Below are 21827 nucleotides of genomic sequence, written 5' to 3' on the forward strand. Positions count from 1 at the left end.
GTGTTGGGGTGTACTCCAGCCGGACACCCGAGGCTACGGGCCGAAATCTAATCCGGTCGCGACTCACCAGACCCTGTGAACCCCAACCTCCGCATCCAGCCAGCGCTAGCGGTGTCCCCGGTCTTCTCGCGCATCCAGGCCAGGGTGAGTCGTACGCGGGCATCGCCGCCGCGATTGGCTGCCTGCAAAACTGCGGCCTCGGCGCCAGCAGTCTCCCCGGCTTCCCTCCTCATCCCGGCCAGGTTGTACAGCGCGGAGGGGGGTCCCGATCGGCAGCCAGCGCACGCTGGTCCCTACGCCCGGCTTGGCGCCTGCGCCGCGGGAGTTCCGCCGGATCGGTCAACGCCGCCGAGCAGGCGAAGTAGGCCGCTGGTCGCCTCGCCGGCCGAGCACCGGCCGTCACGGCCTACGTCAACTGCTGACGGATAAGGCTGGTGATGGCGGCGCCTGGGCCGTGGTCACCGGCCATCCTCTGCTCCCGATGACCCGCCGTCCTCGGTCTCCCGGGCCGGGCTCAGTCGGCCGGCGGCAGGGCGTAGGCGGCGTAGCCGTGTTCGACGAGCACCCAGCCGGTCGGCAGGTGATGCCTGCAGACCTGCATGTCGCCCGTGCAGACGATCGCGTCGACCGAATGGGGGTCGGCGGGCGGTCGACTGGCGAAGACCGACTGCAGGGGGACGAACACGCGCCCTCGCAGCAGCACCCACCACGGGTATTCCCAGTTGTCGTTCTGCTGCACCAGCCCGATTCGCCGGGCCCCGGACGCCTCGATCGCCGCGCTGACGGCCACGAAGTCGTCCTTCCACTGCGGCCGGCGCAGGAAGCGGGTGTCGAGCGCGTCGGTAGCGGACACCGCGCCGGTGCCGACCAGCCGGCGCGGGAAGCCGTACCCGATGGTCAGGGTCGCCGAGAGGGCAACCACGGCGAGGCCGGCTATCACGACGCGGCCGGACAACCGGTGCTTTCGGGCCAGTACCTGGTCGAGCCACAGCCCGATCAGCGGGGCAGCCAGAATCAGGGTGAACAGGATCAGCCGGTTGCCCCACGGCTGCCACTTCACGATCGACACATAGAGCAGCAAGGCCAGTGCGACCGCGCCGACGTAACCGCGCAGCAGCTGCGGCCGGTCGGTGAAGCGCCTCGGCCGGACGAGGCAGAACCCGGCGGCGAGCAGCGCCAGCGTCCCCTGCAGCGGCGCAGCGACCCGGTCCTCGTCGGGGTACCAGGCCGGCACCGGGAAGGTGGTCCGCCCGAAGGTGATCTCCCGGGCGTTCGCGTCGACGCCGAGCGCTGCAGCGATACCGTTGATCGTCGTGGCGCCGGCCCGGTTCAGCGCGCCGAGCGGGGTGTCCAATGCGGTGTGCCCGATCCGCAGCGCGTTGACCCCGATCGACGCCGGGTCGTGCTGCTGCATCGTGATCGAGTCATGCAGGTGCGGGGCGCCCAGCACGGTGCCGAACTCGTGGTAGGTCCGGGCCAGGAACGGCCCCACCAGCAGCGCCGCCACGGCCAGCACGCCTAGCGAGGCTGCGAGCACCTGCCCGGCCCCGCCGACCGACCGGTGCGCGCGCAGCTGGCCGACACCCCAGAGCAGCAGCAGCACGCCGGCCGCCAGCATCCCGGTCGCCTTGGTCACCGCGGCCAGTCCGGCGGCGGCCCCGAGCCAGCCGACCATCGCGAGATTCACCCGTGTACGGACTCCGTCGAGCACCAGCGTCACCAGGCAGGCCACCCAGCCGGCGACGATCAGGTCCACCTGGGTGCTGGTCGCCTGCAGCACCACCATCGGCGTGGTCGCCACAGCGAACGCCGTGAGCAGCTGTGCCCGGCCGGAGCCGCCGAACTGCGCGCAGATCCGCGAACCGACCAGCACACACAGCACGCCCATCGCCCACTGCACCAGGTTGTACAGCGCATCGGAGCCGGTCAGCAGACGCAGATGAGCCAGGAGGAACTCCCCGCCGGGTGCCAGCGTCACCTGCCGGTGGATGGCGGTGGCGAAGAAGTTCACGTCCTCGGCCGCGACCCAGTGCTCGATCCGGCTCAGGTGATAGGTCTGCGAGTCGAAGTTGTTCGGCTCGGCCAGCAGCGCGACCGCCAGCTCGGCCAGGATCAGCCCACCGGTCACCACCACCATCAGCCGCTGCACCCGGTCGGCCGCCGCCCAGCCGCTGCGCAGCCGCGCCAGGCCTGCTCTCCCGACCGGCTCCCGCCAGCCGGGTCGGCGAATCAGCATCACCGTCATGATCACTAGCACCAGGGCCCAGCAGGCCGCGATCGTCGGGCCGTTCAGCGCGCCCAGTGCGCCGGCCGCCTCCACGACGACGACCGCGAAAGCACCGGTCCCGACGGCGAAACGCACCACCCGCAACCGGTGCGGTGCCACTACCGGACCATTCATCGCAGAAGTCAAGCACGTGATCGACCGAAATGAATCCCCCGAACCGACTCTTCGGCCACGGAACGAGGGCTATATCCATCGATCGGATATGGTTCGAGCTGGTGGGCGATACTGAGGTCATTTCCACCTGACGGTGGTGGATGTCTCGGATTGATCAACCGGCCGCGAGGATACCGAGGATGAAGCGAAGCTCCTCCTGCCCGGCAGTCGCTGCGCCCCCGTAGCCGATCCGGTCCAGCCGGCGCAGCCATCGGCCCGGCGCCCGCGCGGGGCCACATGGTCGCCGTGGTCGAGTTCCACGAGCACGGCCGCGTGCCGCTCAACTGCACCGCCGGCCGCCTCGACCCGCTGGAGAACGCGCACGCTGTGCCCAGCGCGCACACCCGGCCCTGGCCGGTGGTCCGGTGAGCGTCGAAGCGATCGCGTGGGCGCTCAACGCCGTACCCATCGAGTCACCGAACCTGTTGCCACGCTCGTCGGTCTTGCCAACCACGCCGACGCCGCCGGCCGCTGGGCCGCATTGGTATACCGGACCCGACGGTGCGCAGCACACCTCTCGGATGGGCGTCCTCGACGCAAGTTCATCATCAGCGAGGGGCCGTCCGAGCCCGGCAGATCCGCCAGGCTGGATCGGCAGTACTCGCAGACGGGATGGCTAAATGCGTTTGCGCAGGGCGGTGCCGAGTAGGGTTGCCGTGCCCTGGTCGGCGGCTTGGTTCGCGCCGCTGCGGACCGCCAGGATCATGCCGTATCGGTCAGTGGTGAATCCGACGGAGGCACCGCCCCTGGAGGTATGGCCGATGCCGAGGACTCCGGCGAAAGCGGTGCCCTTGTCACCGAGGGCGGGCACGGTGCCAAGTTTGTTCAGCTTGCCGATGTAGTCTTCTTGCAGGTCGGCGGCGGGCAGGACGGACAACCGGATCGTGGTGTTGCCGGTGCCTTCCCACACGCATTCGCTGAAGCCCGCGCCGTAGCTTTTGGATTTTCCGGCGGCTGCGGTGCCGAGGGTCTTGCTGACTTCGGCGTCGGTCAGCAGCGTGCACGGGTCGGTGAGGTCGCTGGTGGTGCTTTGGGCGGCCGGCGCGGAGGAGGCCACGGTCGACGGGGCTGCTTCGGGTGAGGTGCGTGAGCTGGGGTCGCTTGCCCCGCAGGCACCCGAAAGGGCTGTGGCGAAGACCGCGATGGCTAGTGGCAAGGGGCGCATACCGATGGTCCTTTCATTATTTTGTGGTCTTGGCAGACCTGAAGGTGTGGTTGATACGCCCTGCCTGCGTTCACCCGTTCTGCAATGGGCGACGACGGCGAGACACCAGCAGGAAGACCACACCGGCGGCGACCAGGAGCGCTCCCGCGCCCCACACCGGGCCCGCCGCTGTGCCGGTGACGGGCAGGGTGCCGCCGGGCGGGCTTGCCGAAGCAGCCGGGGTGGGGGTGCGGGTGGAGCAGGCTGCCGGCTTGTCATAGGCGCCGACGATCCAGGTCAGCCATCCACCGCCGGCGCCAGGCCCGCGGACGTAGAAGGGCGTGCCATCGGCCAGACTGAACGTAAGCGTGTGGCTGCCTACCCCGATCGGGGCGAGGTCTTGGGGCACGGGCGACCCTGCCAGCAGCTGGACGCCGGCGACCGCGGTGGTACCGGTGTTGGTGAAGCTGAGCTGAAGCCCGGTGCAGTCGCTGGACGCGACCACGCTCAGCCGCGGAGCGCTATCGCAGCCCTCAGGTGCCTCGTGCACGAACGAGCGTGGGGGCAATCCTTCGCGGCGGATCTCGAAGACATCGCCGTCGATCGCACCATACTCGCGATCGCCTCGCGAAGGCATGCGGAACTGCTCGACGAGCACGCTGCCCCGCAGCACCGTGGTGGCCCAGTCCTCGGTGTCGCCGATGGTTCCGGTGTCCCAGGTGAGCGAGACCGATCCGCACAGGTTCACGAAGCTCAGCTCCGGGGGGTCAGCCGACGCCGGTGCGGCAGATCCCACGACGGCTGCGGCGACGACGAGCGCAGCGATGACTGCGGATGCCACGTTGCGGGAAATGGCCATGCTCATGAGGGAGGCAGCCTCTCGGAAGTTGCGGAGTGGACCGCATTACCCCAGCACGCCGCCCGCCCGATGGCATGAGCAGTGCGGTACTCAGTTCAGGCCGAGTACGCCGCGCAGTTCGGGGCGGCCGGTGATGCCGAGCTTGCCGTAGGCGCGGTGCAGATGATTTTCGACCGTACGTTCTGACAGATGCAGCCGGGCGGCGATGGCCCGGGTCGGCTCGCCTTTCGCGGCGGCGAGTGCGACGTCATGTTCACGTTTGGTGAGCTGGGCAACCGGGCCTTGGCGCCGTAACGCGGGTGTGCTCACCGGCTCCGCGATCAGGGCCAGTTGCGTTCGGGCGAAAAGTTGGGCGCGTGCAACGCCGTTGGGCTGCCCGGACGCCGACCAGGCCACCCCTGCCAAGGTTGCTGCCTCCGCAGCGTGCAGGGCCATGCCGTGCCCGGCGAATTGGCCGGCGACCTGGAACAGGGCTGTAGCGTCGCGGGTGTGGGCCGCGTGGGCGAAGGTGACCACGGTGGCGCCCAGCGGCCAGGAAGGGTGTGGCGGGTAGGCGGCCAGCAGGCCGGTGGCCGTGTCGGCGGCGCCCAGGCGGATCAGGTCCATGGCTCCTAATGTGCCGGTGCCCACGGCACCGAGCCGGCCGTGCCGGGCGACCGCTTCGGTGAGCACGGCCAGGCCCTCGCCGTCGTCGCCGTCAGCAGCTCCCGCCCAGGCGATGGCGCGGGCCACCTCGATGTCGAGTAGTTGTAGCGATTGCGGGCCGCTGGCATAGATGGCGAGTTCGTCCAGTGCGACGGTCCGCCCGAGCTGTGCATCGGCTTGGATGTGCACCGCACAAGCCCACCTGCGCAAGGGGCGCATGTCCACGTCCCGGGCGACCAGGTGTGCTTCGTGTGCCCAGCGGGCCGCGGTGGCCGCCTTGCCACGAAACAACGCGATCTGGGCCAGCGTCAGCGCGTGCAGGGCCTGGCTCACCGGCCGGATGGGGTGCAGGCTGGCCTGGTACCCGGAGAGGACCATGTCTTGTGCCGCGACGGGATCTGGCCGGTAGCAGCGCAGCAGGGCAGCGGTTGGCCCGACGCCGCCCGACTGCATCTGGCTGGGGCCGGCGTGTTGCAGGGTGAGCGGAGCGGCCTGCGCGACAACGGCCTCGGCCTCGGCGAACCGTCCCGCGGTCAGCATGGCGCAACCGGCGGCGGCGCTGGCAGCAAGCCGGACCTCAGCTGGTCCGGGGCGTTGGAACGCGGCCAGCGCCTCATCCACGACGGTGCTGTCGAGTTGGTAGGCACGTAGATAGAGGCTGTAAATGTTGAGCTGGCCGAGCCACCGCTGATCGCTGATCGCTCTTGCGGCTTGGGTCAACAGCGATTGCGCGGCGTGGACGTCGTCTCGGGCGTGTACCAGGATCTCCGCGTGCTGGATGACCACTTGTATCAGGTCCGCCTCACGCGCGCTGCTGGTCATCCGGTCGCACAGTGCGATGGCCTCATCGATGCGGCCGAGCTGAACCATCGCGCGCACCGCAGCCAGGCCGGCCTCCACTTCACCGGACTGGTCATAGGCACCCTGGGCCAGCCGCTGGGCCAGGGCGAATTCTCGGCTCAGCTCGGCCTGCCGGGCAGCAGCCATGGCCAGAGCGGGGTTGACCGGTCCGCCCCCATCCAGACGCCACAGGGCCGTGCGCATCAGGTCTTCATCGCTGAGCTGGCCGGTGGCCTCGAATGCACCGGCGAGCACGCGGGCGTGCCTGCGCCGGCCCAGCACCGGGGTGCCGGCACGCAGGAGCTCGCCGTAGAGCGGATGGCTCAGCCGCACCATGGGCGGCTCCGCGGGTTCGACCGTGATCAGGCCACGGCGTTCGAGCACCTCCAGCACGGTCTCTTCGATGACCGTCACCGCGACGGGCAGGGGTAGTGGCTCGCCTGCTGCCAGCAGTTCGAGAGCGTCGCGTTCTGCCGGATGGGCCACGGCGAGCCTGCTCTGCAGAAGCTCGCTGAGGCGCGCCAGGGTGGTCATCGGGCCGGTCAGGCACCACAGACCGTTGTAGTTGGTCAGTGAGCCGGCCTCGGTCGCCGATGTCACCAGCTCCCTGAGAAACAGCGGATTGCCGGCAGCGGCTTCCGTCAGCCGGCGGGCGGCCTGGCCCTCCACCGGGCCGCCCAGCGCGGCGGACAGCAGCGTTTTCATCTCTACCGGCGACAGCGGAGCCAGCTCGATGCGGGTGACCCCGGCGTCTTTCCACAATGCGGTAACCGGCTGTGGGATCGGCTCGTCGGTACGCATGGTGGCCAGCAGCGTGATGAATCCTTCGTTGAGTGCGCGATGGATGACGGCGGCTGAGATCTCGTCGAGCAGGTGGGCGTCATCGACCGACAGCAGCGCTGTCGTCTGGCCGGCGAGCCGGCGCAGGCCGACGAGGCCACGTTGTACCGGGCCTGCTTCATCGTCATAGCTGTCCGCGACCGGCAGCAGGCCGGCCAAGGCTGCCAGTGCCAGGCCAGAACCGGCAACGGAGCATCGCACAGTCAGCACCCGCCCGCTACGCCAGCTGCCGGCGATTTCCTTGGCCAACCGGGTCTTGCCCACACCCGCCGGCCCGGCGATCAACACTCCAGCAGAAGCCGGCGCGCTCAGCGCAGCAGCCACGCCGGCTATCTGGTCCTCACGGCCGACGAGCGGCAACCCATTCGCCGGCCATGTCATGGGGCGAAGGTTAACGCGTCCGGCTCGATGGGCGCAGTGGGCATATGGCGTGGTAGACCGCTGATCCATTACGGCTGGCGTTTCGACCGTTACGTGACGAAACGGCTGGCTACGGCCGGCGCGTACGCGCAGGCGGCACTGGGCAGCGCCGCACGCGTCCGGGTTCTGGTCGGCGATCTGGCGGCCACTGCCATCGCGCCCGCCGTGGCCCGTGAAGATGATGACGTCACCCTCATCCTGGTCATCTTCGTAGCCGCCAGACATCACGATCGACTCGGCGCCGAGGTCAAGGGGTGGCCTTCGGGCACCTACGCCGACCAGCGACGGGCCGGGCAGGTGAAACGAACCCGGCCCACGACCCAGGCCGCCCACTGGTTCAGCCAGGCACTGTTCAAGGCCATGCTGCTGCGTGACTCGAATTCGCACTTCGAATCGCTGATGGTGCTGCCCGACTACGCCCGCTATCGCGACCTCGCTCTGCGGACCGCCAACAGTCGCGCAGCCGCAGTCATCCACATCGCCTTCATGAAGCCGGACGGCACCATCGACTCCTCGACGTGGGCACCATAGGCGACTCGAACGGGGCATGTCCGCACAGGCAGTGGCGACACCGCATGCAACGACCTGAGGGCCGTTACATAGCGAGCTCAGCGTGGTGGAAGCGACTGACAGTCAGTCCTCATCTTCGGCTGCTCGGTGGATGCTCTCGGCAATGGCGGCAGCGTCCCAGCCGCCATCTGACCCGCTGTCGCGCCATGCGGCCACCGCATCCTGGGCCTGCTCCTCGTCCCAGTCGAATTCTTCGACGAGGGTGTCCGCGATCAGCCGGTCCAGAGTCAGGTCGTCCATGTCAAGAAGTCTACGGCTGCTAATTCGCGAGGCTTCGACAACCATTCCTTCGGCGCGCTTCCACCAGCGCTGAGCTGGTTATTGCTCAAACGCCGGGGCAACAGCGTTGGCCTCGCGGGCGGCCCTGTCCTGCCAGGACGCGAGCGGATGGTCCACATTCCGGTGGATCGCCGGCGCAATCGGTCCAGGTCAAGTAGCTGATCAGTCGGAGCGTCCAGCCGACCGCATAATCCAGGCAGGCACTGACGTGGCAGACCGGGTCAACCGGGCGTGCCTACTTTCCTGCACACCGTTATGTCCGCGCGATACCGCGCAAGACCGCGGTTATGCTCCGCCGGTTCGACGACGACACACGCACCGGGGGACGAAAACTACATGAACGAGACCGACCACGAGCAGGCCATCGACATCGTGGATCCGATGGTCGACCGCGCGGTCCGGCTGTTCACCTTCCTCGGCGCGGCGGCCGGCCTGAAGAACACCCCGATCCGCTCGGTCGACTCGTACCAGTCATCGCTGTGGCTGGGCACCCTGCCCGTGCACCATGGCGTGCGGGTCGCGCACCGCAACGGCGACCCGATGCCCGAGGCGCCACTGCTCACCCTCGACCGGGTGCCCCGCCCAGCGCCGCCCTCGGTACCCGCGGAGCTGGCGCCGTGGCTCAACGGGCCTATCGACGACGCGCAGCGGCCACCGGCCCTGCGTGACACCGTGACCGTGCCCGCCGACAGCCCCACCGTGCCCGAAGACTTCACCGCGCCCGGCGAACCAGACCCGGATGACGAGCCCGAAGCCGAGCCCGGAACGCTGCGCTCGGTGCACCTGCAGCTCAACGAGCTGCCCGACGTACGCGCCGACCTGGACGCCTGGCTCACACGCTGGCAGGACTGGGCCGACACCGAGCGCCGCGACGAGCACGTGCGCGAGTTCTACCGGAAACTGTTCACGATGCACGTGGCCGCCTCCGGCAACCCCGAAGAGCTCGAACTCGTGCTGGGGGTGGCCTGCCTGGGCTGGCTGCCCCCGAACGGCCACCCTGCCGTCAAACGCCACCTGCTGACGGTGCCCGCGGTGATCAGGCTCAACGACGACACCGGCCGGCTGACCGTCGAACGGGCCGAAACCGGCGACACACTACGGGTCGAGGTCGACATGCTCGACCCGAGCCTGGTCAACGCCCGCAACCTCAACGAGGTCCGGGCCCGCGCCCAACAGGCCGAAGAGCATCCGCTGCACTGCGATGCGGTCGGCGCGCTGGCCCGCAGCCTGGTGCACACCATGGACCCCGACGCAGAGTACGACGACGGCGACGAGCAGCCCGCCGTCGGCGCGCGGGCCGCCGCGGCCTTCGCGCCCGCGCTCATCCTGCGCAAACGCTCCCAGCAGGGCATCGTCGACATCTTCCGCACCATCGTCGAGCAGCTGTCCGCGGCGGCAACCGTCCCCGACGGGGTGCTGCCGCTAGTCGACCCCGACCACCGTCCGGCGGTGACCGCCGACCGCCAAGACGGCGCCGTCATCCAAATCGACGACGAGCATTTCCTTCCGCTGCCGGTAAACGACGTGCAGCGGCGCATCATCTCCCACGTCGACAGCCGGGCGCAGACCCTGGTCCAGGGCCCGCCCGGCACCGGCAAGACGCACACCGCCGCCGCACTGCTGGCCCACCTGCTGGCGCAGGGCAAGCGGGTCCTGGTCACCGCCCACACCGACCGGGCGCTGCGGGAGGTACGCAACAAGCTGCCCGCCGCGTTCAAGCCGCTATCGGTGTCAGTCGTGGGCACCTCCCGCGAGGACATGGCCGACCTGAAGGTCGCCGTGGAGCGGATCGCGGCCACCGCCGCCGACCACGACCCGCAGCGCTCCGCCGGCGCCATCGCCGGTCACCTCGCCGACATCGACGAGCTGCGCCGCCGCCGAGCCGCCGTACACCGGCAGCTGATCGACGCCCGCGCCCACGACGTCGCCGAATACGACCTCGACGGCTACCGCGGCACACAGGCCGCCATCGCCCAGCAGCACTACGCCCAAGCCGCAGCCCATAACTGGCTCACCGAATACGCGCAGGTCGGCACGCAGACGCCGGTCCCGCTGACCGGCGACGAGATCACCGCCTGGCACGCGATGCTGCGCGACGCCGCACTCACCGCCGACGAACCCGCATCGCATCGCCGCCTGCCCGACCTCGCCACCATCCCCACCCCGGACGCGTTCGCGCAGCTGATCGCCGACGAAGCCGGCGCACGGGCCAGATACGGACACCACGACCGGCACCGCACCCACCCCGGGTACGCCGTCGTCGGCCGACTGCCCGACGGTTCACGCCGCGAATTCCAGCGGGTCCTGCGCGAACTCGCCGACCGGCTCGAGGAGCTGTCCCGCCGCACCGAGACCTGGATGCCGCAGGCGCTGGCCGACGTGCGCTCGGGCCGCGGCGCCATCTGGCAGGCCCGCGCCGACACCATCCAGCAGCTCGTCGACACCGCAGCCGCACCCCTGGCCGCGCTCGGCCACCTCACCCAGGTCACGGTCACCGCCGCGGACCCCGGGCCACTCGAACCGCTGGCCAGGGCACTGGCCGGCTATGTGTCCGGCGACCGGACGATCAAGACCAGCGCCGACGGCACCCCCAAACTCGGCATCCTCGCCCCGCAGCTCCTCAAGCAAGCACAGCCCCTGTTCGACCAGGTCCGCGTCAACGGCATCGCGCCGACCACCGCCACCCAGCTGCAGGCGTTCCTGCTCTGGGCACAAGCACACCGTGCAGTCACCGCCCTCGACCGGGCCTGGCCCAGCGACACCGTCATCCCCGACGAAGACACCCTCGCCGAACGCCTGCAGTGGCACCACACCGAACTCGAACAGCTACGCAAGGCGCAAGCCCTCGGGGCCGCACTCGACGCCGAAGACCGCCGGTTCGCCCAGGCGCAACTGCCGCGGCCCGACTGGAACGACATCACCTCGCTGCGCGAATACGCCGCGCTCGCCGACGCGGCCACCGCCGCCGACGCACTGTCCGCGGCGTCCGCGCCGCTGTCACGGCTGGACGTCGCGGTCTACGAGGTCGCGCAGTGGGAAGACGCCGCCGACATCGCACGCCTCACCCTGCAGGCCGTCCGCGACCGCGACGTCAACTCCTACGGTTCCGCCCACGCCCGGCTGACCCGGCTCACCGAGGTGCGCGAGTCCTGCGCACGACGTGACGCGCTGTCGGCCCGTCTGGAGCAGGCCGCCCCCGACCTGCACCGCGCCATCACCGCCGAGCCCGGCGAGCAGGCGTGGCCGCAGCGCCTCGCCACATTCGGGCAGGCGTGGGCGTGGGCGCGGGCCCAGGCGTGGCTGCGCGAACACGACAACACCGACGTCAACGCCCTGCAAGCCGACATCCACCGGATCGAACAGCGCATCCACCACACGGTCGAGCAGCTCGCCGCGGAACGGGCATGGAGCCACGCGGTCTCCCCCGGTCGGCTCACCGGCCGCTCGCGGGCCAACCTGGAGCACTACGCCTACCTGGTGCGGCGGCTCGGCAAGGGCACCGGCAACTACGCCCCGCAGCAGCGGGCCGAGATCCGCCAGGCGATGGACAAGTGCCGCCCCTCGGTGCCGGTCTGGATCATGCCGATCTACCGCATCGCCGAGCAGCTCGAGATCCACCCGGACATGTTCGACGTCGTCGTGGTCGACGAGGCCTCGCAGGCGAGCCTGGAAGCCACGTTCCTGCAGTACCTCGCCCCGAAGATCGTGGTGATCGGCGACGACAAGCAGATCTCCCCGTCCGCGGTCGGTGTCGACCAGGCGGCACTGCGGGCGCTGGCCGGCCAGTACATCCACGACGACCCGTACCGCTCGTCCTGGCAGGACCCGCAGCGCAGCCTGTTCGACGAGGCACGCATGCGGTTCAGCGGCCTGCTCACCCTGGTCGAGCACCGTCGCTGCGTACCGGAGATCATCGGCTTCTCCAACCGCATCGCCTACGAACCCGACGGCATCCGCCTGCAGCCGGTACGCCAGTACGGCGCCGACCGCCTCGAGCCGATCAAACCGGTGCTGGTCCCCGACGGGTACGTACGCGGCACCACCAACAAAGTCAACCCCGCCGAAGCCGACGCGATCGTCGACCAGATCGAAAAATGCATCGCCGACCCGCGCTACGACGGGCTGACCTTCGGCGTCATCTCACTGCTGGGCAAAGCGCAGGCGGCCGCGATCGAGAAGCAACTGCTCGAGCGCATCCCGCCCGCCGAGTGGGCAGCACGCGACCTGCGCTGCGGCGACTCGGCCGACTTCCAGGGCTCCGAACGCGACGTGGTGTTCCTGTCGATGGTCGCCGCCATCGAACCAGGACGGACGCTGATCTCGCTGACCCGCGACGACTACGTCAAGCGCTACAACGTCGCCGCGTCGCGGGCCAAGGACCAGATGTGGCTGTTCCACTCGGTCCGGCTGTCCGACGTCGGCAACCCGGAGGACATGCGCTTCCAGCTGCTCGACTACTGCTACGGCGTGGCCGGCCGAGCCTCGTCGGCGATGCCGGCGGCGATCTGCGGCGGCGCGCCGCACGACCGCCGGGTGGAGCCGTTCGACTCGCTGTTCGAGCAGCGCGTCTACAACCGGCTCGTCGACCGCGGGTACACGGTGCTACCGCAGTACCAGGTCGACTCGTACCGCATCGACCTGGTGGTCGTCGGCGGCAAGGCGCGCCTGGCGGTCGAGTGCGACGGCGACGCCTGGCACGGCCCGGACGCCTACGAACGCGACCTGGCCCGCCAGCGCAACCTGGAACGTTGCGGCTGGCGCTTCTTCCGCATCCGCGAATCCGCGTTCTACGTCGATGAGCCGGCTGCACTGGCCGACCTCTGGGCGACCCTGCGTGAGCTGGACATCCACCCGTCCGGATGGACCTCCGCCGCCGAGGAGCCGATCGGTGACCAGACCGCAGCCGGATTAGCCGATCCCTCCCCGACAGCCACCGGCACCCACGACGCCGAGGTCATCGAGGCGGAAAAGCCCGACGCGCTGCCCGCAGAGCCCGGTATCGGCGACGCCTCGCCGCCCGACACCGGCCGGCAGGAAACCTCCGCCCTTGACACCACCCCGGTCATGGCCGCCGTGCCCGGCACCTTCCTGCTCGGCACCGTCCCGGCAACCACCCCGATGACCGACACCCAGGTACTCGACGCGGTGACCACCATCGAGATCGATCTCGGGCCCGAGGTGGAAGCGGTGCTACTGGAGACGACGCAGGCCGACCCAGAACCGGACCCGGCCATGGTCGCGCCCGTCGCAGAACAGCCCAGCACCCTGCCCGCCTACCACGAGTTCCTCGGCAGCGTCCGGTCACCGGTAGATGCATCCAAACAGGACTTGATCGACGGGATCGTCGCGATCGTCACGGCCGAAGGACCAGTGCTCGGCGACCGCATCCACACCGCCTACGTGCGCAGTTCCGGTGGCCAGCGGGTGGGCAAGTCCATCGCCAGCGCGCTGAACTCGGCAATCACGCTCGCGGTGCGCCGCGGCACGCTGGTGGAGGAGAACCCGCTGCGTGAGGCCGGGAACAAGCCACGCACGTACCGGCTGGCATCCCAGCCCAGCGTGCAGGTACGCCGGCTCGGCCCGCGCGCGCTGGACGACGTGCCTCCTGCCGAGGTCGCCGCGCTGCTGGAAACGGTCGCCGCGACTCACGGCTGGGACAATGCGGAAATCCTGTTCCGGGTGACGCTGGAGACGTTGGGGCTCAAACGGCTGACCAAGAATGTCGGCGACCGCCTGACCCGCTGCATGCTGCTCACCAGGCGGTCCTCTTAGCCGCCCAGCGCTGCCATAGCCCGCGAGGATGACGCCGCCACTGTCCTGACCGCCAGTCCGTGTCGTCCTTACAGCCGGTGCCCAGGCCGCACGAGGGCGGCGACACTCCATGGCAGGAAAGCCGCAAAGCGTGGCAAGGGCCGATATCTCGACGGGACAAACACGATGGATGACCTGCGCTACGAGCCGCCGCACCTGGCATACGGCTGGCTCGGGGCGCTCAAGCCCGCCACCTGCCTCGTCGTCGGCAACGTGCCCGACGACGACCGCGACGTGATCAGCGCAGCCGCAGCCGAGACACGTTCGGTGGAGACCAGCCCTTTCGTCTCGATGCTGCACCGCGGCACGTACGCGTTCGCGCACGGGGGCATCTGGCATGTGCTGATCGCCGGCTCCGGCAGGCAGCCACGCGGCACCGACAGCGCACGTCGCAAGCACACCGAGGACAGCCACCTGGTGGCCGCCTACCTACTGCATGAGCAGCTATGGGGCGAGGCGGGACCCTTCGCGGGCCGGGCCAGGTTCAAGCCACTGGACATGGTGCGCGCCAGAGGCGCCAGCCACGTCGGGCGGGTCAAGCGCGTCACAGCGGTGGGCGACGGCTACCGGTACCACGTCGACGTCCAAGGAGAGATCAAAACCTACAGCGAGCAGGCACTGCACCTTGAGGTCGGCGATCCCCGCGACCCCGAGTTCTGGCTGTCCCAGGACCCGGTCGGCGCCGCGGACCTTTCACTGACCCTGACATGGACGAAGCTGTCGCATCCGCTGACCGACACGCTCTACTCGTTCGCTTCCAGCAAGACGGTGTTCCGGTCGTACCAGTTCAAGCCGGTGCTCAAGATCCTCACTGGTTCGTCCGGACGGATCCTGATCGCCGACGAGGTCGGCCTGGGCAAGACCATCGAAGCGGGCCTGATCTGGAGCGAGCTGGAGCAGCGCGCCGCGCTGGAACGGGTCCTGGTCGTGGCGCCGGCGGTGCTGACCCTGAAATGGAAATCGGAGATGGAACGGCGGTTCGACCGCAGGCTGGACCTGCTGCGTCCGTCGCATCTCGCCGATCTCGCCCAGCGGCTGGAAGACGGCGACCCCGCGCAGATCCATGGCGTGATCTCGCTCGAGTCGCTGCGTGCTGCCGGGGGTGTGCTCGAAAACCTTACGAAGGTGAGCCCCCGGTTCGACCTGGTGATCGTCGACGAGGCCCACTACCTGCGCAACCGCACCAGCAGGTCCCACCAGCTCGGTCAGCTGCTCGCCGACTGGTCCGACTACCTGGTCTTCCTGTCGGCGACCCCCCTGAACCTCGGCAACGACGACCTGTTCAACCTGTTGAACCTGCTCGACGAGCGCAGCTTCAACGACAAGGAAGTCTTCACCGGCCAGCTGGAGCCCAACGAAGTCCTCAACGACGTGGCCCGCTCCCTGATGGACGTCGGACGCACCGCGCCGCGCAAGCTGCTGGCCCGCCTCGACGACCTGAACGGCATGGAATTCGGGCCGACCGTGACGGACCGGCCCGACTACGGTCTGCTGCGCCGCATCTTCGACGTCGACCGGCCCCTCGACCACGACGAGCTCGCACGGGCACGCCGGCTGCTGGCCGACCTGAACGTCCTGGGCGGTGTGCTCACCCGCACCCGCAAGGCCGACCTGCACGAGGCCAAGGCGATCCGTGAACCGCGCGCCATCGACGTGACCTGGACGGAAGCCGAGCAGGCCTACTACGACGCGGTCTACAGCTGGTACATGGACAAGGCACTGGACCTGGGCACACCGCCCGGCTTCGCCATGCAGATGCCACTGCGCCAGGCGGCCAGCTGCATCCCGGCATCCCAGCAGCTGCTACGCGAACGCAGTCCCGAACTCTTCCTCCGCGAGGCCGACCTGGACGAAGTCGACCTCGACGACAGCGGCGCCCCGCTGGACCTGTCCGGCCTGGAAGGCAGACCTCCCCTGACCCGGCGCCTGGCGGTGGACACCAAGTACGACCGCCTACTGCAGGAGCTGCTGCGGATCCGCGACAGCGGCATGCGCCAGGTCATGATCTTCTCGTTCTTCCGGCGCACGCTGGCCTACCTCGCCAGACGACTGCGGGAGCACTTCGACGTCCGGGTGATGGACGGCAGCGTGAACATGGACGACCGGCAGCAGATCATGCGGGACTTCCGCAACGGCGACTTCGAAATCCTGCTGCTGAGCGAGGTCGGCGCCGAAGGACTGGACTTCGAGTTCTGCAACGTCCTGGTCAACTACGACCTGCCCTGGAACCCCATGCGCGTCGAGCAGCGTATCGGACGCCTCGACCGCTTCGGGCAACAGCACGAGAAGATCTTCATCTACAACATGCGCGTGCCGGGCACCATCGAGACCGACATCTTCCAGCGCCTCTACGACCGCATCGACCTTTTCCAGAGCTCCATCGGAGAGCTCGAGCCGATTCTCCGCAACGAGCTGAGCGACATCACCAAACGCCTGCTCGACCCAACGCTCAGCGACACCGAACGCCACCAGGAGACCGAGCGGATAGCCATCGGCCTCAAACAACGCTCGCACGACATCGAACAGCTGCGCGCGTCGCAGGCGCAACTCGCCGGCATCGACAACATGCTCATCGACGGCTTCACCGACGCCGGCCCCAGCCACGGCCGCTTCATCGGAGCCACCGAAATCGAGCGGATGCTCGACAGCATGTTCAGCCGCCTCGGCGGGCGACGCCGCAAGCCGGACAAGCACGGCATCTTCCACATCATCGGCTCCGACCTGCTCGCCGACCGACTACGACGCAGTGCGATTCCCGAGGGCGGCAGCCGGCTCACCCTCACCAAACTCGCCGCGCGGCTGCAGGACCAGGCCCCGCTGGAGTGCACGTTGCGACCGGACACCGCCAGCAGGTACGACGTCGAACTGCTATCCAGCCGCCACCCGCTGGTCAAACTCGCACTCGAAGACCTCACCGGCGACCCGCTCGACCTGAAACGCTTCGGCACGGTCTCGGTGCCAGGCCTACCGGCAGGCCGGCACTACCTGGTCACCGTCGACCTCGCCGAGACGACCGGCCTACGGCCGATGCTTGAACTCTGGGCCACCGCAGTCGACCTGACGACTTTGGAGGAAGACCACGAAGTCGGCACCACCCTGCTGACCGCGCTCGCCGAAGGAACCCTGACCGACGGGCTGCCCGCCACCCCAGCCGGCGTCCAGCGCGCCTGGCAGGCTGCGCAGCGCTGCGCTTTCCTGCGGCAGCAGGCCGTCGAGCAGACCCGCGGGCAGGAGAACACGGCACTGGTGGACGGCCGGATCCGGGCCGGCGAAAGCTCGCTGGACCTGCAGATCCGCAAGACGGCCCTGCTCCTCCTACGCGCGACCGTTGAAAAGCAGGCTGACAGCATCATTCGCCTTCATGACGGCCGGCTGCGCAACCTGCAGACACAGCGCCAGGGGATCAAAGGAAAGCTGCTCGGCCGCAAGGAGCTGAGCATCTCGCTGACACCTGTCGCCGTGGTGCTCACCGGACCTGCTCAGTGAGCACGCTGCCCTACTGCACCTGGAACGCCGGCGGCGCGTACTCCTTGTTGTGATACCACGGCACGAGCGCGACGGGCGCCTGGCTGTCGAGACTGGACAGCACCAGCCGGGCGTGGTCCCGGCCGCGGATCACCGGCCAGCTGTCGACCCTCAGGTGGTAGGCCTGTCCTGTCCCGTCCTGGACCAGGACCTGGCCGTTGCAGTAAAGCTTGACCATCATGTCCCTGCCCATGCGCAGGCTCAGTCCGTCCATCTGCTGCCCGTTGAACATCAGCTCCAGACGCTCGCCTGACATGGACTGCACCCGGAGCACCCCCACGCCCCGCCAGGGCAGGTCGGCCTCGCGCGCACGCCACTCGAAGCCGAGATGCGAACGACCGCTGAGCACCTCCCACGGCTCGTAGAACGGCGTATACGCGGGGTAGACGGTGTGCTGCTGGACGAGGCCGTGCTCCTGCCACTCCAAGACGAAGTCAAAGCCTGGGCGGTGCAGGTTGAGCCGCTCGTAGCCGCCGGTGTCGGCGAGCCCGGCGACGATCGCCTCATCGGGGGCCACGCCGGCGTTGTCGAAGACCTGGGCATGCGGGAACAGCGCCCCGATGCGCCGCTCGACGTACGGAATACGGCTCATCCCCCCGGCGAGCAGCACGTAGTTGATGTCCTTGACGAGCTCGGCAGCGCCGCGGCGGCGCAGTTCGTCCGGCGACCCGCTGCCGCGTACGGTCAGCAGCGCCGCCCGCAGCGCCGCCCACACCAGCTGCTCAGCCACGTCCATCTGCGGCCGGAACGCCTCCTCCAGCTGCTCGCGGGAGTAGACCAGCACGGGCAGCTCCCCGAGTGTGCGGGGCAGCACGACCGAATGCGAAGGCGCCTGCGACAGCCTCACCTTCGCCTCCCGAGCAGCCCGCAGCAGGTGCGCCGCCACCAGCTCCGGCGGCACCGGCAGGGCCGCCACGTCGACCCCCCGTTCGGCCAGGCCGGCAGCGAGGTCCGCCGCAATGGCCTGGTCCAGGCTGTCCCCGGCCATAGCGGTGCCCAGCGAGGCCAGCACCGAGATCTCCGGCCGCGAGCCGCCCTCGATGTCGAGCACCGCGATATCGAGCGTGCCGCCGCCCATGTCGAAGACCAGCAGGCGGCCCGTCGGGTGCTCTCCGTAGGCGAGGTAGCGATGGGTCACCCACGCGACTCCCGCCGCGATCGGTTCGTCGACCAGCGTCGAGCCGTCGACGGGCAGGTCCGCCTTGGCGGCCAGGTCGAGCAGCCGCCGCCGCTGGGGTCCGGTCCACATCGCCGGGCACCCCAGCCGTACGTCGCCACCGGAAGGCAACGGCTGTCCGGCGGCCGCGGCCCGACTGCCGATCTCGGACAGCACAGCGATGATCACATCATCGGCGCTGACCTCGCGGGTTCCGGACGCCGACGAGACCGCAAGGACGTCGAGATCGTCGGTGATGGCTCGCTTGACGGAGCGGACGACCTGGCCGATGGGCAGCCCGTCTGCGTCCTCCCCGACCAGCAACGCCTCGCCCCGGTAGCCGGCCAGCGAAGGGAACGAGCGAGTGGAGCGACCCAGCGAGGCGATCTCCACCGGCAGGCCGCCGAACTTCTCCGCCACCAGCGAGGTCGATGTTCCGAAGTCGATGCCGATCGCGTGCCCGCCGGTGCCCGTCATCAAACTCCCCCAGTCGCCACCACCAGTGCCTTGGCCACCAGAATGGACTCGCCGGAAGTCCGCCACCAATAGCCTGGACGGACAACATCCACTGGCGAACCAGCCTCCGGAGGGTCGAGAAGCGCCTCATGCGTCTGCCGGTCGAAAGCCGCTCTTTCGCCGACGGCACCCACCGCTTCGAGGTCTTGCGCAGCGACCAGACCGCGCACCCGCTCGACGAGTACGCGAGCGTCCGAGCCGTTGACCGCCAGCTCCTCCACCTCGGCGGCCAGCGCGGCCAGCGCACGCACCACGTCGATTCTGACCTGCCGCTCCTGCGACGCCCGCAGCTTCACCGCGTGCGCGTGCTGCGCGCGCACCGTCTCCTCCAACCGGCCGTAGCGCTCGGCGAGCTCGCGCTCCTTGGCCTCTGCGGCCATGGCCGTGTCGAGTGCCGCTGCGGCCTCGGCGCGCGCCCTGGCGAGCTCACCTTCGAGAGCTGTGATCCGGGTCTGGCCGGACAACGCCTGAACCCATCCGCGTGCGACAGGTTCATCTGCCGCCACCCGGCGAAGCGCCTCGGCAACACTGTCCGCCGGAAGTTGAGCCGCGAACTCACGTGGCAGCCCGAGCAGGAACGCCAGCCCGGTGCGGGTGGCCACCGTGGACAGCTCCCGGCCCACCAGCGGCGCCAAGACCTGCTCGGCGACGGCCGCCTGCGAGGTGACGGCCCCCAGCGGACCCGCAGCGCACGCAACGAGGTCCCGCAGTGACGCCCCGGCCCACCACATCCGGGCGGTGACCTGCTCCGGTGCGAGCCGACCCGCCGCTGCGACCACGGCGGCCCGCGGTCCCTTCACCGTCCATGGCAGGCAGGCCACCACCGCGGCGACGCCCTGCAGGTCGACCGATGCCCGGCCCTCCGGCGGAACCTGTGGCAGCAGGCGCGCCAGCGCACCTGCCGCCGCTTCCAACGCCGCCGCATCCGGCTGCCGGCCGTCCGCGACGAAGCCGGCCACTTGGACGAGCGAACCGAGTCCCGGCACAGCCACCCGCGCCGACACCCGGCGTATCAGCCAGGCCGCCGCCGTGCGGCACGCCGGGTCCGGTTCCCGCTGCGCCGAGATCTCAGCCGACGCGCCCGCGAGAAGCGACTCGACGACGGCCTCGTCGGCCGGCGGCAGGTCAGCGCCGTCGATCATGTCGTCGTGCTTGGGTAGCGCCAGCAGCAGCACCGATATCGGCCGGTGATGCGGGGACGCCAGCAGCGAGGCGATCACCGCCTTGGACAGCCCGCTCATCCGCGCGCCAGTCCTCAGCGGGTGCCGGACCAGGTCACTGACGTCGGCGTTCTCGACTCCGATCGCCTCGGCGAGCACTTCGGCCAAGGAGCCCGACAACGCCCTCGGCGCGACCTCGGCAGCGGGCGCCACGACGGCTGGCGGTGCGACCGTCGCCGCCTCGGCGTCCGGAGTCGCCACCTCCGCGGCGGGCGCTGGTGCGGCCTCATCGGTGTCCGGAGGCGCCAGCTCTGCGGCTGACGCCGGTGCGGCCTCCTCGGCGTCCGGAGGCGCCACCTCTGCAGCCGGCGCCGCCCCCTCGATGTCGGAAGGCGCCACCCCTGCGGCAGTCGCCGGTGCCGAGTGACCTCCAGGGTGATCACCCTTCGCGGTCGCCGCGGGTCGCGCCATGTCGACCCACTTGTACGTGCGGCCGCTGCCCTTACCCGAAGCCGCCACATTCGGGATGGCAGCGAAGCCGCGTTGTGCCGCACTCCACGCGTCCGCCACGGCCTGCGCCGGGAGCCCGTATGCCTCCAGCTGGCTACGTGCCCCGCCGGCCGTCAGTGGGCTGAGGCTCTCCCGCAGCAGCCGCAGCACGATTGCCTTCGGGTCCGCCGCGAACTGCGCGGCCAGTGCCGCAGGATCGACAAGGTACAGATGCCGCAGGGAGTCACGGGCGACAACCACCACGCGGTTACCCGCGGTGATGACCTCCTCCTCGCCGTCGCCCCAGCGCACCAGGTACCTGTTCAGCTTCCCTTCGGCGCGGGAAAGCACCGTGCCCACCCGCACCGGCTCGGAACCGTTCACCGGCCGATGTATCACTACCTGCGTTCGCTCCACGGCTGAGACTGTAGACATGACCACCGCCCGTTCACGATCCGCCATCGGCGCGAACAATCTCGGCCAGGCGCCGATCTCCAGTACTACGGACGCAGCGGGAGAGCCGGTGCAGCATGATCCGGGCGATCAACGCCACGGAATCCGGCAACCGGCATTGCTTCTCGGCGGCCCGATGGCGAAGCAGGCGTCCTGGACCACCGAATGCTCGCTCGATCTCCCAGCGTATGACCAACCCGAACAAACGCCGGAGGATCGGCATGTCCGAGAACCAATTTCCGCCCGTCCGGGGTACACGCAACATCGACAGGTCCGACCCACGACCGGCCTCCTCCGTGCCATGCATGGCCGCGCGCACGGCGCAATCATTCAGCGACGGCATGCGGATAACGCTCCGCCATGAGGCACCGCCACGCACACATGCAGGGCATGCGGTCACACAGCCCGAGCCGCCGATGCGGCGCAGCGTCGCGTCCAGACACACGACCAGTGTCGACAGGCTCTGGCCCCAGACCAGCAGCACGGCCCGGAACCGCGACCAGGACAACCACACGCAGAACAGGCTCGTCCACCGGCCGGCGATGACCGCCACGGAACCCCAGTCGAACGGGATCCACATCCCCGGCTCGGGCACCACGGCCGATAAGCCCGCCGATGACCGGCCTTCGCCACGGCGACCAGTGCCGCGGCGAACGCACGGCTCCCACGCGGTACTCGAA

11 protein-coding genes and 1 pseudogene are annotated in these 21827 nt (G+C 69.5%); 3 read left to right on the forward strand and 9 right to left on the reverse strand.

The window, feature by feature from the left end; all coding sequences use genetic code 11:
• Positions 1 to 514: 514 nt before the first annotated feature.
• Positions 515 to 2401: a hypothetical protein gene (locus tag FLL47_RS13470; protein ID WP_186315708.1), complete on the reverse strand. Its 1887-nt coding sequence runs from the start codon at positions 2399 to 2401 to the stop codon at positions 515 to 517.
• A 276-nt stretch (positions 2402 to 2677) separates the two neighbouring features.
• Between FLL47_RS13470 and FLL47_RS44725 the strand changes: the two genes are divergently transcribed.
• Positions 2678 to 2809, forward strand: coding sequence for a hypothetical protein (locus FLL47_RS44725; RefSeq protein WP_281286707.1), 132 nt, complete (start codon positions 2678 to 2680; stop codon positions 2807 to 2809).
• 247 nt (positions 2810 to 3056) lie between these two features.
• Here FLL47_RS44725 and FLL47_RS13475 read toward each other — a convergent pair whose 3' ends face one another.
• From FLL47_RS13475 to FLL47_RS42890, 5 genes and pseudogenes are all read right to left on the reverse strand, one after another.
• Positions 3057 to 3605, reverse strand: coding sequence for a DUF3558 family protein (locus tag FLL47_RS13475; protein WP_222106064.1), 549 nt, complete (start codon positions 3603 to 3605; stop codon positions 3057 to 3059).
• 70 nt (positions 3606 to 3675) lie between these two features.
• Positions 3676 to 4449: an LPXTG cell wall anchor domain-containing protein gene (locus FLL47_RS13480; RefSeq protein WP_144120860.1), complete on the reverse strand. Its 774-nt coding sequence runs from the start codon at positions 4447 to 4449 to the stop codon at positions 3676 to 3678.
• Between the two features lie 84 nt (positions 4450 to 4533).
• Positions 4534 to 7149, reverse strand: a complete 2616-nt coding sequence (locus tag FLL47_RS13485; RefSeq protein WP_246157892.1) for a helix-turn-helix transcriptional regulator — start codon at positions 7147 to 7149, stop codon at positions 4534 to 4536.
• 216 nt (positions 7150 to 7365) lie between these two features.
• Positions 7366 to 7737: pseudogene (locus FLL47_RS44995) on the reverse strand (hypothetical protein); the annotation flags it as partial.
• Between the two features lie 84 nt (positions 7738 to 7821).
• Entirely contained in the window at positions 7822 to 7998 is a 177-nt protein-coding gene (locus FLL47_RS42890) for a hypothetical protein (protein WP_186315711.1), read from the reverse strand.
• Positions 7999 to 8373: 375 nt separating this feature from the next.
• Here FLL47_RS42890 and FLL47_RS13490 point away from each other — a divergent pair, with 375 nt between their 5' ends.
• Complete coding sequence (locus FLL47_RS13490; protein ID WP_222106065.1) at positions 8374 to 13809, forward strand: AAA domain-containing protein; 5436 nt, start codon at positions 8374 to 8376, stop codon at positions 13807 to 13809.
• 165 nt (positions 13810 to 13974) lie between these two features.
• Positions 13975 to 17334, forward strand: a complete 3360-nt coding sequence (locus FLL47_RS13495; RefSeq protein ID WP_144120862.1) for a DEAD/DEAH box helicase — start codon at positions 13975 to 13977, stop codon at positions 17332 to 17334.
• 10 nt (positions 17335 to 17344) lie between these two features.
• Here the strand turns inward: FLL47_RS13495 and FLL47_RS13500 are convergent, their stop codons facing one another.
• Genes FLL47_RS13500 through FLL47_RS42895 form a run of 3 tightly spaced genes read right to left on the reverse strand, consistent with a single transcriptional unit; the run spans position 17345 to position 21700 of the window.
• The gene (locus FLL47_RS13500; RefSeq protein ID WP_144120863.1) at positions 17345 to 19006 is read right to left on the reverse strand and encodes an Hsp70 family protein; all 1662 of its coding nucleotides are present in this window, start codon (positions 19004 to 19006) and stop codon (positions 17345 to 17347) included.
• Positions 19006 to 21111: a hypothetical protein gene (locus FLL47_RS13505; RefSeq protein ID WP_144120864.1), complete on the reverse strand. Its 2106-nt coding sequence runs from the start codon at positions 21109 to 21111 to the stop codon at positions 19006 to 19008. Before FLL47_RS13505 ends, FLL47_RS13500 begins: the two co-directional genes overlap by 1 nt.
• 31 nt (positions 21112 to 21142) lie before the next feature.
• Entirely contained in the window at positions 21143 to 21700 is a 558-nt protein-coding gene (locus FLL47_RS42895; protein WP_186315712.1) for a hypothetical protein, read from the reverse strand.
• Positions 21701 to 21827 lie beyond the last annotated feature (127 nt).

Source organism: Catellatospora sichuanensis (assembly GCF_007483665.1).
Classification (GTDB): domain Bacteria; phylum Actinomycetota; class Actinomycetes; order Mycobacteriales; family Micromonosporaceae; genus Catellatospora; species Catellatospora sichuanensis.